Source organism: Fusobacterium sp., assembly GCF_019012925.1.
In the GTDB taxonomy this organism is placed as follows: domain Bacteria; phylum Fusobacteriota; class Fusobacteriia; order Fusobacteriales; family Fusobacteriaceae; genus Fusobacterium_A.
This window is the reverse complement of record NZ_JAGIRL010000030.1, coordinates 23,909-41,196: the sequence shown is the minus strand read 5'-3', so window position 1 is coordinate 41,196 and position 17,288 is coordinate 23,909. Positions and strand designations below refer to the sequence as shown.

At 28.3% G+C, this 17,288-nt stretch carries 15 protein-coding genes and 1 pseudogene; all 16 read right to left on the bottom strand.

Annotated features, from left to right (window positions below):
• Positions 1-310: 310 nt before the first annotated feature.
• The 16 genes and pseudogenes from QZ286_RS05555 to lpxA all read right to left on the bottom strand — a co-directional run bounded on the left by QZ286_RS05555 (position 311) and on the right by lpxA (position 17,285).
• Positions 311-1,123, bottom strand: coding sequence for a Cof-type HAD-IIB family hydrolase (locus QZ286_RS05555; protein WP_291255980.1), 813 nt, complete (start codon positions 1,121-1,123; stop codon positions 311-313).
• A 23-nt stretch (positions 1,124-1,146) separates the two neighbouring features.
• The gene (locus tag QZ286_RS05550) at positions 1,147-1,881 is read right to left on the bottom strand and encodes a GntR family transcriptional regulator (RefSeq protein WP_291255979.1); all 735 of its coding nucleotides are present in this window, start codon (positions 1,879-1,881) and stop codon (positions 1,147-1,149) included.
• A 106-nt stretch (positions 1,882-1,987) separates the two neighbouring features.
• Complete coding sequence (locus tag QZ286_RS05545) at positions 1,988-2,800, bottom strand: PTS system mannose/fructose/sorbose family transporter subunit IID (protein WP_291255978.1); 813 nt, start codon at positions 2,798-2,800, stop codon at positions 1,988-1,990.
• Complete coding sequence (locus QZ286_RS05540; protein ID WP_291255977.1) at positions 2,800-3,594, bottom strand: PTS sugar transporter subunit IIC; 795 nt, start codon at positions 3,592-3,594, stop codon at positions 2,800-2,802. Before QZ286_RS05540 ends, QZ286_RS05545 begins: the two co-directional genes overlap by 1 nt.
• Positions 3,595-3,626: 32 nt before the next feature.
• Positions 3,627-4,109 (bottom strand): PTS sugar transporter subunit IIB, encoded by a 483-nt coding sequence (locus QZ286_RS05535; RefSeq protein WP_291255976.1) that lies wholly within the window; start codon positions 4,107-4,109, stop codon positions 3,627-3,629.
• Between the two features lie 11 nt (positions 4,110-4,120).
• Complete coding sequence (locus QZ286_RS05530; RefSeq protein ID WP_291255975.1) at positions 4,121-4,552, bottom strand: PTS sugar transporter subunit IIA; 432 nt, start codon at positions 4,550-4,552, stop codon at positions 4,121-4,123.
• A gap of 14 nt (positions 4,553-4,566) precedes the next feature.
• Positions 4,567-6,318: a class I mannose-6-phosphate isomerase gene (locus QZ286_RS05525; RefSeq protein WP_291255974.1), complete on the bottom strand. Its 1,752-nt coding sequence runs from the start codon at positions 6,316-6,318 to the stop codon at positions 4,567-4,569.
• 15 nt (positions 6,319-6,333) lie between these two features.
• On the bottom strand, positions 6,334-6,879 hold the full coding sequence (locus QZ286_RS05520) for a glucose-6-phosphate isomerase family protein (RefSeq protein ID WP_291255973.1): 546 nt from the start codon (positions 6,877-6,879) through the stop codon (positions 6,334-6,336).
• A gap of 17 nt (positions 6,880-6,896) precedes the next feature.
• The gene (locus tag QZ286_RS05515) at positions 6,897-7,673 is read right to left on the bottom strand and encodes a glucose-6-phosphate isomerase family protein (RefSeq protein ID WP_291255972.1); all 777 of its coding nucleotides are present in this window, start codon (positions 7,671-7,673) and stop codon (positions 6,897-6,899) included.
• A gap of 174 nt (positions 7,674-7,847) precedes the next feature.
• Complete coding sequence (locus QZ286_RS05510) at positions 7,848-10,682, bottom strand: DEAD/DEAH box helicase (RefSeq protein ID WP_291255971.1); 2,835 nt, start codon at positions 10,680-10,682, stop codon at positions 7,848-7,850.
• A gap of 51 nt (positions 10,683-10,733) precedes the next feature.
• On the bottom strand, positions 10,734-11,453 hold the full coding sequence (locus tag QZ286_RS05505) for a hypothetical protein (protein WP_291255970.1): 720 nt from the start codon (positions 11,451-11,453) through the stop codon (positions 10,734-10,736).
• A 33-nt stretch (positions 11,454-11,486) separates the two neighbouring features.
• Positions 11,487-12,811 (bottom strand): annotated as a pseudogene (rph, locus tag QZ286_RS10295) (ribonuclease PH).
• 39 nt (positions 12,812-12,850) lie between these two features.
• Positions 12,851-14,626, bottom strand: coding sequence for an ABC transporter ATP-binding protein (locus QZ286_RS05490; protein ID WP_291255967.1), 1,776 nt, complete (start codon positions 14,624-14,626; stop codon positions 12,851-12,853).
• The gene (gene lpxB, locus QZ286_RS05485) at positions 14,623-15,696 is read right to left on the bottom strand and encodes a lipid-A-disaccharide synthase (RefSeq protein WP_291255966.1); all 1,074 of its coding nucleotides are present in this window, start codon (positions 15,694-15,696) and stop codon (positions 14,623-14,625) included. Before lpxB ends, QZ286_RS05490 begins: the two co-directional genes overlap by 4 nt.
• Before the next feature lie 12 nt (positions 15,697-15,708).
• Positions 15,709-16,512, bottom strand: a complete 804-nt coding sequence (locus QZ286_RS05480; protein ID WP_291255965.1) for an LpxI family protein — start codon at positions 16,510-16,512, stop codon at positions 15,709-15,711.
• Entirely contained in the window at positions 16,512-17,285 is a 774-nt protein-coding gene (gene lpxA / locus QZ286_RS05475; protein WP_291255964.1) for an acyl-ACP--UDP-N-acetylglucosamine O-acyltransferase, read from the bottom strand. The genes QZ286_RS05480 and lpxA overlap by 1 nt, the downstream gene beginning before the upstream one ends.
• Between the last annotated feature and the right edge of the window lie 3 nt (positions 17,286-17,288).

Genomic DNA, 17,288 nt, shown 5'->3' with positions numbered 1-17,288 from the left:
ATGAATCTTTGTGGAAATTAAAATTGAAAATTTATTACATAAAATCGCTGATCTTAAATTTCAATTAGCTAAAACTTACCTAGAATTGAAGAATTAGAAAAAGAAAATAAATTACTTAAAGAGGAAAATACCATACTAAAGAGTGTATTTGATTTATATGAAATTATGTTATCAGTTACTTATATAGAAAGGGAGCCTTCAACAAAAAGGTTAAAAACTCCCTTCATTTACCTATAAATATTCATAATTCAAAATTACTGTATAATAAAAATATAAAATTTGACTAGAAAAAAGAGATCCCTCAATATAATTACTTAAAATATTCCTTAAAAATTTTTTTTAAATAATATGCAACTCCATTTTCATCACAACTTTTAGTTATTTTTTTAGTTGAAAGTTGTTCTTTTAAAATAGGATTCCCATTTTCCATAATTATACCATTTCCTACTATTTCAAGCATTTCTTTATCATTTAATCCATCACCAAAAGCTATTACCTCATTTAAATTTATCATTTCTAATTCTGAGATTCTTTTTATTCCTTGACCTTTATTTACATTTTTAGCGGTCACTTCCAAACAAAATTTATCAGAAGTAGAAAAATTTAATCCTTGTTTTAATTCTAAATCTAAAGATAGTAATTTTTCTACTTTTTTTATTTTTTCTGGAACTGTACTTAAAAAGAAAAATTTTAAAACCTCTTCCTCTTTATAATTTTCTAAATTTGTAATTTTTAAAGGAAAATGACTATTAGTATTATGAGTATTAAATATTTCTATTTCTTTATCACTATACCAACCATTTTCAGTAAATAAATTTTTAGAAACTTTAGTATCAATATTCAATTCAAGTAATTTTTGTAATAGATTTCTGGGAATTATACTTTTAAAAACTTCTTTTGATTTATATAAAATTTTTGCTCCGTTATTTGTTATCAAATAAAAATCATTTTCTAATTCCTTAGCAAAAAATTGTGCATCAATATGATGTCTTCCTGTTGCTATTACAAATTTTTTCCCTCCTTTTATTAATTTTTTTAAAGTTTCTTTATTTTCTAAACTAATTTTATTTTCTGAATTTAGCAATGTTCCATCTAAATCTGATACAATCATTTTATATTCCATATTTTTCACCTTTATCAAATTTATTATGATTTTTCTAAACTTACATTATAACTAAATTTCTCTGAATTATAGTATCCAATATTATATTCTATCAATCTATTTTTATCGTCATACACCAATCTTTTCCTACATAAAATAGGTGTATCTTTAGATAAGTTTAGCTTTTTTCTAATTTCTTTGCTTGGCATTTTTGCAGTAATTTCCTCCTCAGACTTTACTATTTTTACCTCATAACTTTTCTCTAAATATTCATATAATTTTCTAAATTTCCCTTCTAAAAATTCTTTATCATTATCTAATCTTAAAATTGGATTAAAATAACTTACAAAAGAAACTATTGGAACTATATCTACTCCAACTCTTTGTAGAGATACTATTTTTTCATCACCATTTAAAGAAAAAATTCTTTTTAATTCATCAGTTGAATCTAGAATATCTATTTTTTTACTTCCATATGAAAAAGTATATCCCTTTGAAGACATCTCATCAGTTAAACTTCTCCAATCATTTAATTTAGTTTTTACAACTGATTTTTCTTCTAAAATTTTTCTTGTTCCTTTTCCTTTTTCTCTTTCAACTATATGTCTTATTACTAAATTTTCCATTGCCTTTCTAATTGTATGCCTACTTACATTATATCTTTTCATCAATTCTAATTCTGTTGGTAAATAAAATCCATCACTATAAGGTTTTTCTTGTAATAATACCATTATTTTTTCCTCAACTATTTTATATAATGGTTGTACTTTTTCTTTCATCCATTTATCTCCTAAATTATAATTTTATATATTATATCACTTTTTTATTTCTTATTCTAGAAATCTTAATAAAAAAGCTGTTACATAAATTGTAACAGCTTTTTTATTAAAATACTCCTATTACAACCCCAATACTTACCAATACTAATAGAGTTAGCATTACTTTTAAGGAAGAAAATTTTTTCTTTGTCATTAAATAATATACTAATCCAACTATTACAAGAGGAATTAAATTAGGAAAAATTCCATCTAATATGTTTTGAATATTAATGTTTACACTTCCATCCATATAACTTAATTTTGTAGTAGCCTTTACATAATTTGCAGCAATTCCACCTGTTATAAATACTCCTAATATTGAAAAAGATTCTTTTAATCTTTCTGCTCTTTCATCCACTAAAAATTTTACTGCATCTGTTCCTAATGTATAACCTTTCATAAAGAGAAAATATGATCCTGGTATTACAATTCCTAAATAAAGTAATATATAAAAGATCGGTCCCATTATACTACCGTTTGCCGAAAGTCCCATTCCAATACTAAGTAAAATAGGAACTAACATTCCTGGAATCATTGAATCTCCTATTCCAGCTACTGGTCCCATCATTCCAACTTTAAGTCCATTTATTAATTCATCTTCAATTTTTTGTCCATTCGCTCTTTTTTCTTCAAGACCACATGCTATTCCATTAATTATAGCTCCTAATTGAGGTTCTGTATTATAAAATACTGAATGTCTTTTTAATGCTGCTATTTTTTCTTCTTTATTGTCTTTATATAACTCCTCTATTATAGGAACCATTGAATAACAAAATCCAAAAGATTCCAATCTTTCAAAACTCATAGATGAAAGATTATGCATCATCCAAGTTTTCCAAGATCTAACTAACGCTTTTTTACTTAATTTTTTCTCAGTCATTAAAATTCATCCTCCTCATCTTTTACAATTGTTGTTATTGTTGTCACTTTTACAGGTTTATAATTAAAATGAAGATATGCAAAAAATACTCCTATTATTGCTAATCCTATCATACTTAGTTTTAATAAAGTTACACAAATAAATCCTACTATAAAAAATAATAATATTGAATTTTCTTTAACTATTTGTTTTAGTAAAACTCCAATTCCAACAGCTGGTAAAATTCCACCTAAAACATTCATTATATTAATCACGGCTTGAGGTACTGCATCCAACATTTCTACTACATATTCTGCACCAAAATATACTGCTATAAAAGATGGAACAAATCTTAAAATAAAATTTCCAAACTGCGGGTAATATACACTATATTTTCTCAATCCAGATATATCTCCACTAGAAATAGCTTTATCTGTTTTATCTGCCCAATATGAGTTTATAACTTGCATCATATTAAAAACCACTGTTCCTAAAATCCCTATAGTAGCTGCCAATGTCACCGCAATTTTAGGGTCTTTTCCCGACAATATTCCTAAAGCTATTGCTGGATATGCAACAAAGTTTAAATCTGCTGGCATTGTTCCACCTGGAGTAACCATTGCAATATACACGGCTTGAACAGCTATCCCTATCATAATTCCTGTTTGTACATCCCCTAATATTGCTCCTACTATCATTCCAGAAACTAATGGTCTTGAAAGAACATACCATCCTCCTGTAAGACCAAAAGCCCATGGTACACTTAATGCTCCTAAATAACAAAATAATCCTATTAAAGTTGCTTGTAATAACATTTTCTTACCTCCCCTTTTCTTATAATATTAATTTATTTTATATCCTTCCAGTAATATGGTTTTGCTGATGGAACTAATCTAAATTCAATTGTATATTTATCATCTAAATAATTAAAAGCATCTTTATCCTTTTCTGAAATAGCTACATTTGGACCTATTGTTCTAGCCCCTTCTTTAATATGCATAGGTCCTATTATTATTTTATTCGAATTAGAGTTTTCTAAACTAATTCCCTGTTCTACCAATCTCTTAAAAGTATCTGGATGTTTTGCTATTACAAAATATTTTTTATCACTAGCTATTACCTTAGGTAATTTTTCTAACGCAGTCTTAACATCAAATATCCATACTTTTGTCCCTGAAGCAGCTCCTTTAAATACATTTACTAAAACTGGGTCATTTGCTATCCCATCATCTATACCTATTATACCATTACACTCATATACACCTGCCCAACCTGTTACTATTTGTCCATGAATTACTCTTTCATCTACTCTTACAAATGATATTGCCATTTCTTTTCCTCCTAAAATTCTTCTTCCTCTTCTGTTTTTTCTATTTTTTTAGCTTTTTTTACCCCTATTGCTTCATTAATTAACAATAAATTTGCTAACTCTTTTATCTCCATATCTTCTAAATTATCAATAGCTTCAACTAATATTGGTAAATTAACTCCTGTTACTATTTCAATCTTCCCTTCATAATCTTTTGAATAAAAATATTCACTTGCTGTATTATATGGGGATCCTCCTTCTAAATCTACTAAAATAAGATAGGAATCACATTTTTTTAATTTCATCATATTTTCTTTAAAATTTTCTTTAAATACATCTACTCCCATCCCCTTCTTCAAACTTAAAAATACAGTATTCTCTGGAAAATTACCAACTACCATTTCATATGTATCTTTTAAACCAAAACACAAATCTCCGTGTGTTGCTATTATTAATCCTTTCATTTTACACTCCTCTTTTATCTTACATAAGCTTTTATTGTTCCTATTTGTTTTCCCAAAGATTTTCCATATGGAGAGATTGTATATTCCCCTATAGTAGCAGGAATTATAAATGTTTCTGCATAATGAACTACAAAAGGTTTAAATTTTTCTGATGGTGATTCTATTATTGCCTCTTCTCCTTCTATTAAATTTAAAACATTTAAATTTCCTTCCGTGTTATGATAAACTTTTTTATCAAACCAATGTCTTCTAGTTTCAATAAATTCTCTTTCATGTAGTCCTGTTCTTTCTTCAATTATTCCATTTTCTTTTTTTATTAATTTCACATTATTTACTAAATTATTTTTTACCCAATTTGTATCTCTATCGAATTGAATATTTTGTTTTCCATGTTCTAAATGAATTGGTCTAGGTAATCCATCCAACCCTAATCTATCCCAATCCCATAACTTAAAAGTAAATATATATGGTGTTGAACTTATTTCTAATACCATTGTATCTTTTCCGGAACAATGAACAGTTCCAGCTGGAATTAAAAAATGATCATGTTTTTTGGCAGGAAATTTATTTACAAACCTTTCATCATCAAATGATTCATTACCTCTCTGAGCTTCTTCTAAATTTTTTATCATTTCTACTGGATTTATTTTTTCTTTAACTCCTAGATAAACTACTGCATTATCTTTAGCATCTAATATATAGTAGCTCTCATCCTGAGTATAGTGCATTCCAAATTTTTCTTGAATATATTCAGTTAATGGATGTACTTGAAGACTTAAATTTTCTCCATCAAATGTATCTAGAAAATCAAATCTTATTGGAAACTCTGTTCCAAATCTTGCATGAACTTTTTCTCCTAATAATTTTTTAGGTTTATTAAAAACTAAGTTTATTGCTGGCGTTTGTATAACTATATCTCCATATTTAAAATTAATAGAATTTTCTTCTGGAACACAATCAAAACACCATGCAAAATTTTTCTCCTCTTTATCTAAATCACATATTTTTTTCATCCATTGTCCACCCCAAACTCCTGGATCAAAAAATGGAACTAACCTAAATGGTCTAGATACAGCTTCATCAAATCCTAATAATAAATTTTTACCTGTTATCATTTTAGGATTGTTTTTCATATTAGTATCTATATAATAATTTATTTTTTGAAACAATCTTTTTTTATGATTATCTAATATTCTCCATTCAACAAAAAAAGCTCTTTTATACTTTTTCAAAACATCTTCATTGTAGTTTTGAGCTCCCCAGTTATCTAATGTTTTATCTCTAAATCTTTGTTGTATTTCCCATCTTGTTAAATCAAAATACACTAACTTGTCATGTGGAATTAGTGAAGCTCCTATTCCAAAAATTATTATTTTTCCATTTTCTATATTCTCAATTTTATTCTTTAATTTTTCTAGCTTGTCAATATCTAATAGTTCTGTTATATTTAAATGATTTGATAAAATACCAAATACTCTATCATCTGTTAAATTTCTTCCTAAAAATTTTAATATTTGTTCTTCAGATTTTTTTACCTCTGAGAAATTAAAAATATAATCCGCTTTCATTTTTTTAATTAAATTTTCTAAAATTTCTTTTTCGTTGACACCATGATAATAATCTAGAACTATAACCTCTCTTTTTTTATCTTCTTTAAACTTCAATTCTTCTATAATGTTATTATATCCACTCCAAGCTCCAATATGTGTATTTACTTCAACAACTGGATATTTGTCATAATTTGATTTTCTTATTTTTTCAAACATAATTCCTCCTATATCTTAATCATTTATTTTTATTTCAATATTATTTCCATTTTTGAAAATTCTTACTGGAAAGGGAAATCTTTCTATTTCTTCATAATTATGTCCTGCTTTTTCTTTCCAACAAGCTCCAACTTTAAATATAGTACTCCCTATATTAATTAATCTGTGTGCATATTGACCATTTATATAATGTATAGAACCTTCATACACTTTTTCTGCAAAAATTTCATTATCTTTTATGAGCAATAAAAGTCCTTCTCCCTCATAACCAAAATATATTTCTGGTTCATTTTTATCTATATGATAATGCCCTCTTATCAAATTACATTCTCCATTCACCAGTATAGGATACATTAAAGTTAAACCAAAAAAAAGTGTATTATCTTCTTCCTTATTTATAGAAAAAACTTCATACATCAAAGTCTTTTTAGATAAAGTTACATCTTTACTTTTATATGCAAACTCTATATCTTCATAATACTTTTTATAATGTTGTACATTCTCTCCTTTTAATATTCCATCATAAAAATTGTAACAATATTTTGGTTCCAAGATTTCCATTTAACTCCTCCTATCTTTTATGGTATAAAATTTCCCCAAATTTCACTATATTCATTTGGATTAGTCACAAATCTAAATTTATCTCTATTTTCTAAGTATTGTTCATAAATAGGCTTATCTTTATCTAAATTAAATTCTTTATATTCTCTGGGTCCTTTTATGATAAGCTCTTTTAACTTATAAGTTTTATTAGGAATAAATTTTAAATCTTTTTCTGTAAAAATAGGAAAATATGCTAAACCACCATGTTTTCTAACATCGTTATAATCAAATCCAAAATCTCTTATACACCATGCTCCAAAAATCATATTTTTTTCTGAATTAGCATTTATTGTATAATGCGCCCATCCAGGAGGTACAATTACTTTTTCTCCTTCCTTTGCTTTTATTGCATAAATTTTTCCTGGATCATTTTTAACACTCTCTTGCATATATATAATAGCTTCTCCTTCCCATATTTCATATACTTCTGGAGTTGATGAATTACAAGAATTAGATATAGAGTGAATATGTCCTTGAGACCTTACAGGTTCATCTCCTAATTTTCCTTTTGAATAAATACAAACACCATATAATAAATTTTTTTTAATTAAATCTTCTTTATCTATTTTTCTTCCTATATCCATTGCAATAACATAAACAATTGCTGGCCCACTACAATTAGAGTCTTTTAAACTTTTTCTAATATCATCTAATTTTCTTTCTTCAATTCCAGATACAAAAACTTCATCAGAATAAATAAAATTTTTTTTTAATAAATCATAAGATATTTTAAAGCCTGGATAATATTTCATGACAGTGATCACTCCCCTCTTATATGTCCGTACTTATTTATACGTATTTTATAGCATAATTTTAATTTATTTGTCAATACTTTTTTCTTTTTTTGTATTTTAAGTTCTAAAATTTATCTTTATAAATAAAAAAAGAACATACATTATCAATTATATGTATGCTCTTTTTAATTTTTATTTTCTGTTTTTCACAACATATTGATAAAGATCATTTTCAATCTCATCTTTCAATAAAAGTAAATACTCTACAACACTATTTCCTTTATAGTTTATTGTATCCTTTCCTTCTAAAACTGTTTCTATCTCTCCAATATAATAAAAATTTTCTCCTGTTTTTCTTTTTAAAAAAGCCTCTAAAGTGTAATAATTTTCAGCTATCTTCCCTTCAGCTGTCAACTTTCCATCTCTTTTCAAGCATCTTTTATTTTTAGAAAACCATACAAATTTTTTTCTATCATAAAATACATTATCATATTGTGTCATATCTAGATCATTATCTACAGTTATAAAAAGAATTACCTTTCTAGCCTCTTCAAAAACTGTATATCCACTCACTTGATATCCATTGTTAAAGTCTAAGTTCAGATACCAAAACGCCTCCTGTTTACTATACTCCTTATACTTTAATATACTCTTTTCTCCAACTTGTTTATAGTTCTTACCACTATAAGCTAAATTATATTTAATCAGGTCATCTATCAAATCTTTGAAATACCTATTTTTACTATAACTTTCAAAAAAATCTTTTGCAAGAACAATCTTATCACCATATCTTTCTAATATAGGATAAAACTCCTTAGCTGTTGACAAACTGACAAAAATCTCTTTAAGTAGATGTTTTACTCCATTCTCTACACTCTCTTTTTGATTTTTTAGACTATATTCATTCTCTAAAATCTTTTCTATAATCTCTATATTTACATCTTTATTTATCAATGCCTCTTTTAAAATAAGCATCTCATGTACCCTTTTAGCTGGTGTAAAAAAACTTGAAAGAAAAGTAAGATAATTATTCTCTTTTTGATTTAATGGTTCTAATTCTAATTTAGGTTTTAATATTCTTAAAACTTCATCATAAGTTTTTTTATATTTTAAAATTACACTTGGATCTATCATATTTCTCTCAAAAAAATCAGATAACATAGGTATTCTTCCCAATTGTTTTTCTAAAAAGATAAAATCCTTCTCTATATTTTTTTTAGTTGAAAAATTATTTTTATTGATATTATCAAATATTCTCTCTTTAACTATCTCTTCAAAAATTATTGAACTCTCTCCAGGAATTATATTTGTTCCATTCACTAAAAATCTTTTCATATAGTCCTTATCAAAGCTATTATTTTGAGATATAGCTATGGGAATCAAAAAGTTTTTTTCGTAGTTCCCTATAAAGTCTAAAATAACTAAGTATTCCTTGTCCTTATATTTTCTTAATCCTCTTCCCAATTGTTGGATATACACTATAGAAGATTGTGTTGGTCTCAATAAAATCACTTGATTTATACACGGAATATCTACCCCTTCATTAAATATATCCACTGTTATTATATACTCTATCTCACCATCTTCTAGTTTTTTTATTGTTTTCTCTCTTTTCTCATCACTGTCATCACCCTTTAAAGCTTCACACCTAACTCCTCTCTCTTTAAACTTTTCACTTAAGATTATAGCCTCCTCAACTCTAGATACAAATATAAGCCCGTGGAGTTTATCCCCACTATAACCGTAAAATCTACTTTTTTCTAGAATATGCTCCACTCTTTCTGAGACTACAAGTTTATTTATATGAGTTTTTTCACTTATTATCTCTCCGTTTATCTCTATATCTGATACTCCAAAATAGTGAAATGGACATAACAAACTCTCTTTCAAAGCATCATACAATCTTATTTCATAAGCTATATTATTATCAAATAATTTATAGATATCAAAATTATCTCCTCTTTCTGGAGTGGCTGTCATTCCAAGTAAAAATTTAGGTATGAAGTAATTTATTAGATTTTGGTAAGTTTTGGCTCCACTGTGATGTACCTCATCTATAACTATATAATCAAAGTAATCTCTTGGAAATTTTCTAAAATTCTCCTCTTTTCCCAATGTTTGAATCATAGCAAAAACAATATCTGCCTCTCTATTTTCATCATTGTTATAGATTATGATCTCCCTTTCTTTTAAAATCTTTTCAAAAGTCTCCTTTGCCTTTTCAAGAATAGTCTTTCTATGGGCTATAAATAGTACTCTTTTGGGATTACAGTTTTGAACATCAAAAGCACTTAAATATGTTTTTCCTGTTCCAGTGGCACTTATCAAAAGTCCTCTTTTCTCATACTTTCTCAAAACTCTCAGATTTTCCAATGCCTGAATCTGCATCATATTAGGTTTAATCTTTTCCTCTTTTAACTCTTTTTCTTTTCTTCTCTCTCTATACTCTCTGTTAAATTCATACACATTCTCATACTCTATTATCTTTTCTATAGTTAAATTTTCAAGTCCATTAAAAACTTCATAGAAATTTTCCAAAGTATCCTTTATAATCCTTCCACTTTCTAAAGAGTTTATCATCAAATTCCATTCAAAATTAGTAGTAAGTGCTGTTTGAGTAAGATTACTACTACCTATCATCATACTCCAAATATTTCCTTTTTTAAAAAAATAACCTTTAGCATGAAATTTCTCTGTAGATAGAATTTTCAATTCTATATTTTTAAACTCTAGCAGTTTTTTTAAAGCCTTAGGCTGTGTAAAATTCAAATAATCTCCAGTTAAAATTTTTCCTTTTATTCCTCTTTTATCTAGCTCTCTCAACTGTTCCAATATCATTGTGACACCACTCATTGTTATAAATGCCACTGATATTATAAACTCCTCACACTCTTCTAACTCTCTTCTCAATAAACTTATTATCTTTTCTTCTCTATTGGATATTAATTTATGTTGATACCTATCTGATGACTCTATCTCTCTATCTATGAGGCTTGTTTTAATACTGTTTATCAAAATATTTTCCATTATTCACCCTTTATTACAAAAGGTGGTCTATAATTTAACCACCTTTTATTATTATAAATCTTCTCCTGTTGATTTATTATACATATTATCATAATACAAAGCTATATAATATTCATTACCATATTTATGAATCATAAACCATACATTATTATTTTCCATTATTTCTAATATCATTTCTAGAATTCTTTCAGTATCTTTTTCTTCTATTCCTTGAATATTTTTAGTATTCTCTATTATTCTAAAAACTTGTTCCTGACTTATCTTCTGAATAAAAAAAGCTGGATATGTTTTATTATTAACTATCATTTCATAACTAATATTTTCTCTTTCTGATATTGGCTCAGAACCTAATGATATATATTTTTTATTTTTTGAAAATTGATTTAATAAAATATTATACTGTCCTTTTATTTGACTTTCTGAAAATGGAATTTTATTTACTACAACAATACGATATACTTTATTCTTGTTAGTATCAATTAAAACTTCAACTTCTCTTCCATTAAATTCTCCAATCAAACTTCCATTGATTTTCTTAAATCCTTTTTTCATAAGTTTTGTAATCATTTCTTCTTTTGTTCCATCAACTGGTATTCCCAAAAACTTTGTTATTTCGTTATTTTCCTTTACAGTTCTCTCTATATCTTCATTTATTTTTTCTATTAATTCTTGTGACAATTCATTTTTTGTTGATTTAACTTGAGAAATTGAAGTACATCCTTGTACTATTAAAATCATACTTAAAATAAAAGTATAAATTATTCTTTTCATAATATTCCCCTCTTTTATCTATATTTTATAAATTTAGTCAGCTAAAACTGTTTTTAATTCTTTTTCCAATTTTTTTAGAGCGTTTGCTCTGTGACTGATCTTATTCTTTATCTCTGGCATCTCAGCTAAAGACATCTTGTATTCAGCTACATAGAAGTATGGATCATACCCAAAACCATCTTTTCCCTTAGGCTCATATAGTAATTCTCCCTCTATCTCCCCTCTAAAAGAGTAAGATCTACCGTCTGGTTTTCCTAGAGTAACAACACTTACGAAATGACATCTTCTATTTTTTTCATCTTTCATTACTTCCATTAATTTTTGGTTATTTGATTCATCAGTGGCATTCTCTCCAGAATATCTTGCTGAATATACTCCAGGAGCTCCATTTAAAGCTTCTACACATAGCCCTGAATCATCAGCTATTGTAATCATTCCTGTGTATTTAGCAATCTCAACAGCCTTTTTAGCTGAATTCTCTTCAAATGTCTCTCCATCTTCAATTACTTCTGGTATCTCTATTCCATCTTTTATAGATAGAATCTCTACATCTTCTACATTGGAAAATATAGCCTTTATCTCATCAATCTTATGTTTATTTCCGGTTGCTAAAAATATCTTCATAACTATCCCTCTATTATTTTATTTTGTAATTCCATTATCTCTTTTAAACCTTTTTCAGCTAAATCCAACATCTCATTTAGCTCTTTTCTTGTGTAAGTTGCCTCTTCTCCTGTTCCTTGTACCTCTACAAACTCACCATTTCCATTCATTACAACATTCATATCTACCTCTGCTGCTGAATCTTCAGTGTATTTCAAATCAAGTACTGGAGTTTTATTTACAATTCCCACACTTATAGCTGCTACATTTGAAGTTATTGGATTTTCATTTAGAACTCCCTCTGCCACTAATTTTTTCATAGCAAGAGCTAAAGCTATATACCCTCCTGTTATTGAAGTAGTTCTTGTTCCACCATCTGCTTGTATTACATCACAATCTATTGTTATCGTTCTTTCACCTAATTTTTCTAAATCTACTGCTGTTCTTAAAGCTCTTCCTATCAATCTTTGAATTTCCATAGTTCTTCCACTAAGTTTTCCCTTAGCAGATTCTCTCTGATTTCTCTCTCCAGTGGCTCTTGGTATCATAGAGTATTCAGCAGTCAACCATCCTTTTCCCTGATTTTTTAAGAATGGAGGGACTTTATCACTTACAGTGGCTGTACATATAACCTTTGTATTTCCACACTCCATTAGTACTGACCCCTCAGCATAAAGGTTAAAGTCTTTTGTTGCCTTTAAAGGTCTTAACTCATCTACATTTCTTCCATCTTCTCTCAATTTTAATGTTCTCATATCCTCTTCAATTATCATCTCTTTTATCATACCTATCTCCTACACTCTCATACTTTCTCTCTCTTTTACTTCTTTTCCAAATTGTATCTCATAAAAATGCTTATATAAACCATTTTGATTTAATAACTCCTGATGTTTTCCAATCTCTTTAATCTCTCCATTTTCCATAACTACAATCTTATCTGCATTTATTATTGTAGATAATCTATGAGCTATTACAAATGTTGTTCTATTTATCATAAGTTTATCTAAAGCATCTTGAACAAGTCTTTCTGACTCTGTATCTAAAGCTGATGTTGCCTCATCTAGAATTAATATCTCTGGGTTTTGAATTAAGGCTCTTGCTATTGCAATTCTCTGTTTTTGTCCACCAGATAGCATAACTCCTCTTTCCCCAACTTCAGTCTCAAATCCATTTTCCAGCTCAGTTATAAAGCTATATGCATTAGCCATTTTAGCTGCTTGAATTATCTCCTCTTCACTTACATTCTCTTTTCCAAAAGAGATATTTTCAGCTATAGTTCCTGAAAATAGGAAACTCTCCTGTGGAACAATCCCTATTAGATCTCTATATTTATTTAAAGAGATATTTTTTATATCTTTTCCATTGATTAAAATTTTTCCCTCAGTAGCCTCAAAAAATCTAGGAATAAGGTTAACTATTGTTGTTTTTCCACTTCCACTCTTTCCAACAAAGGCAACGACCTCTCCAGCTTTAACATCTAAATTTATATTTTTTAAAGCATTACTTTTAGCATCATCATAAGCGAAAGAGACATTGTCAAAATGGATATTCTCTATTCTTCCCTCTAATTTTTCCTCTTCTCCATAGTACTCCTTTTCAACTGGTACATCTAAGATCTCTATCACCCTATCAGCAGAAGGGATAGCTTCTTGTAAATCATTATTCTTGCTAACCAATCTCTTCAATGGTTGGCTCATCAATCCAAGTGCAGTAACAAAAGATATTAAATCTCCAGGAGATATAGTTTGAGTTACAACTATTTGATACCCACCATATGCAGCTACTAAAACTACCATTAAAGTTGTTATTACCTCATTGATAGGAGATACCTTTGCCTTAATCTTTGTACTTTTATACGATTTTTCAAACTCATCCATACTGATATCTTTATACTTATCAATAATCATATCACTATTATTAAAAGCTTTTATTACAAATATACCTGATAAACTCTCTTGTACAAAAGCTGTTACTGCTCCTGATGTATCCTGTCTAACTCTACCAGATTTTCTAATTTTTTTAGTATACTTTCTCACCGTATTTATAACAAGTGGCATAACTGTTAATGATATTGTTGCTAATATCCAATCCACTTGAAACATTCTAAATACAAGAGCTACCACTGTTAAAAACTCTCTTAACATTTCAAAAAGAATAAAACCTATTCTTCCAAGAGTAGCTGAATCTCCAGAAAGTCTAGCCATTATATCTCCCAATTTATTTTTTCTAAAATATGATATCGGCAATTTTTGTAGATGTATAAAGACATCTATTTTTATATCTCTCTTTATTGTTTCAGTTACATAGTTTGATGAGATATTTGCATAGTAAGATGATACCACCTTTATAACTGTAGACAAAAATATAGCTGATATCACCATTATCATCATTTTTGCGTCTTTTTTTACTAATACATCATCTATCAAATATTTACTTAACCAAGCTGGTACAGCTCCCATTGCTGATGTCAAAACTGACATCAAGATAACTGCCACCATTGCCCATTTATATTTAAAACTATATTTTAAAAAGCTATTTAACGATTTATTTTGAAATATATTTGCTTTCATCTCTCTCCTTTCATTAGAAAATCCCCATAACTTTCAACTACATTTTTTCCTGAAAGTCTTTTTCTTACCTCTTGAATATTTCTATCAATCTCATCTCTATTTTTTTCTAATTTCAATATATATTTTTCTATCTCATCTACATTGCATCTCTCTTGTAAAAGTTCTGGGAAAACCTCTCTATCCAATGTAAGATTTGGCAAAGAAACAAAACCTATCTTCAATATATATTTCGCTATAAAAGCATTTATTCTTCCAGTTTTATATACCACTATTGTAGGTAGCCCCATCAAGGCTAATTCTAAAGTTACTGTTCCTGAGGCTGCAATAGCTAATCTAGATACTCTTACACATTGTGAAAGATCCTTCTCAAACTCTATCTCTAAATTTGGATACTCACTTAAATCTCTATCTATCCATTGAAGATGCTCCTCTTTAGAAAGTTTAAGCAAAAACTTTTTCTCATTTTCTCTTTTTACTAGATCTAACATTATTGGAATAAGTGATTTTATCTCCTGCTTTCTACTCCCTGGCAATAATAGAATATACTCCTCATCTCTAGGTTCTACTACATACTTATCCACAAATGGATTTCCGTAGTACACAACATCAACATTGTGTTTTTTATAAAACTCAACTTCCCAAGGAAAAATTACCATAATATGGTCTGCTTTTTTTAATTTTGTTATTCTCTTTTCTCCCCAGATCCATAATTTGGGTGGTATATAGTAAAATACCTCTATATCCTCAATCTCCTTTTTTAAAAGTTCCAAAAATTTTAGGTTAAATCCTCCATAGTCTACTAGTATAACCTTTTTTATATTCTCTCTCTTTATAAATTCTACATACTCATTAGCTTTTCTCTTTAAAAAGCTATATTTCTTCAAAACTTCAGTAAATCCCATTATTGCAAGTTCATCTATATTCTGAATTATATTTACTCCCACTCTTTCACTATGCTTTCCTGCAACACCATAAAATTCAACATTGTCATATCTCTTTTTAATGGCTTCCACCACATAGGAAAGGTGTAGATCCCCTGAAACTTCACCTGTTGAAACAAAAAATTTCATAATTATCTCCTATTAAACTTTTACTCCCAATATAAATAAAGAGTTCTCTTCTGCCAATTTTATTGCTTCATCTCTATTCAAAAAAAGCATTCTTCCTGCTTCTCCTACAATTCCTTTAGCTCCTATCTCAATAGCTCTTTTAATTGTCTCTATTCCAACTGCAGGTATATCTACTCTCATATCCTGTTGTGGTCTTGACATCTTAACAATTATTGTACCAGCTCCAGCTAACTCTCCAGCTCTCTTTATTGTTTTATCGGTTCCCTCTATTCCTTCAAGAGCGACTACTGATGAATCTTTACACACCACTGTCTGCCCTGCATCTACCTCACTCAAAGCTTTTGCAGCTTCTATTCCTATCTTAATACTCTTCATATCTTCAACAGTTGGCTTTATATTGGTATAACACTCATCTTTAAACATAAAACCTTTTAAAAGATAGTTCTGAGGGAGAACTTTTATTCCATTCAATCTAAAAAATGCTATAATTGCAAAAAGGAGAGTTTCATCTTTTCTATCTGGTAATCTCCTCAGAAGCTCCTCTCCAAATCTATCTAATTTTATATCTTTAAATATTATATCTTTCTCTACTTTCCCGAGCATAACTATTTCATTGATATTATTAAGTAGGAAGTACTTAATAATACTTCCTACCTCACCTATATTGAAAGCTATAAAATTTTTATGTGATTTTATACCCTCATCTATACTATCAAATAGTCCTAAAGGAAAAACATCTAACTCCTGTTTTTCAGCTTCTTCTAGAAAATAGAGAGGTAATTTTCCATTACCAACTATTATCCCTATTTTTTTCATTATCTAGCTATACCTCTATTACTATTTTTTATAAACTCTACAAAATATGCTATGTTCTTATCTTGCTCTATCTCTGCTTCAATCTGTGCTAAAGCCTCTTTTAAAGGTAATCCACTTCTGAATATCAATCTGTAAGCTTTCTTTATCCTGCTTATCTCTTCATCTGTAAAACCTCTTCTTCTCAATCCCACACTGTTAAGACCTCTTGCTACAGCCTTATTTCCCTCTGCTAAAACAAAAGGACATATATCTTGATTTATAGCACTAGCTCCTCCTGTCATTGAAAAAGAACCAATTCTACAAAATTGATGAACTGGAGTTAATCCTCCTATTATTGCAAAGCTATCAACTACAACATGTCCAGCTAATGTGACATTGTTTGCTAATATACATCCATCTCCAACTATTACATCATGAGCTACGTGAACATATGCCATCAATAGATTGTTGCTCCCTATTCTAGTTTCCCATCTATCATCTGTTCCTCTATGAATAGTTACAAACTCTCTAATTGAGTTGTTATTTCCTATAATAGTTTTTGTTGGTTCATTTTTATATTTTAAATCTTGAGAGGCTTTCCCTATAGAAACAAAAGAGTAAATCGTATTGTTCTCTCCTATCTCTGTAATTCCCTCTACTACTACATGTGATTGAAGTACTGTATTTTTTCCTATCTTTACATCTTTTCCTACTATGCAATATGGACCTATTTTTACTCCATCCTCTATAACAGCACCCTCTTCTATTATAGCAGTATTATGAATATCTATCATAAC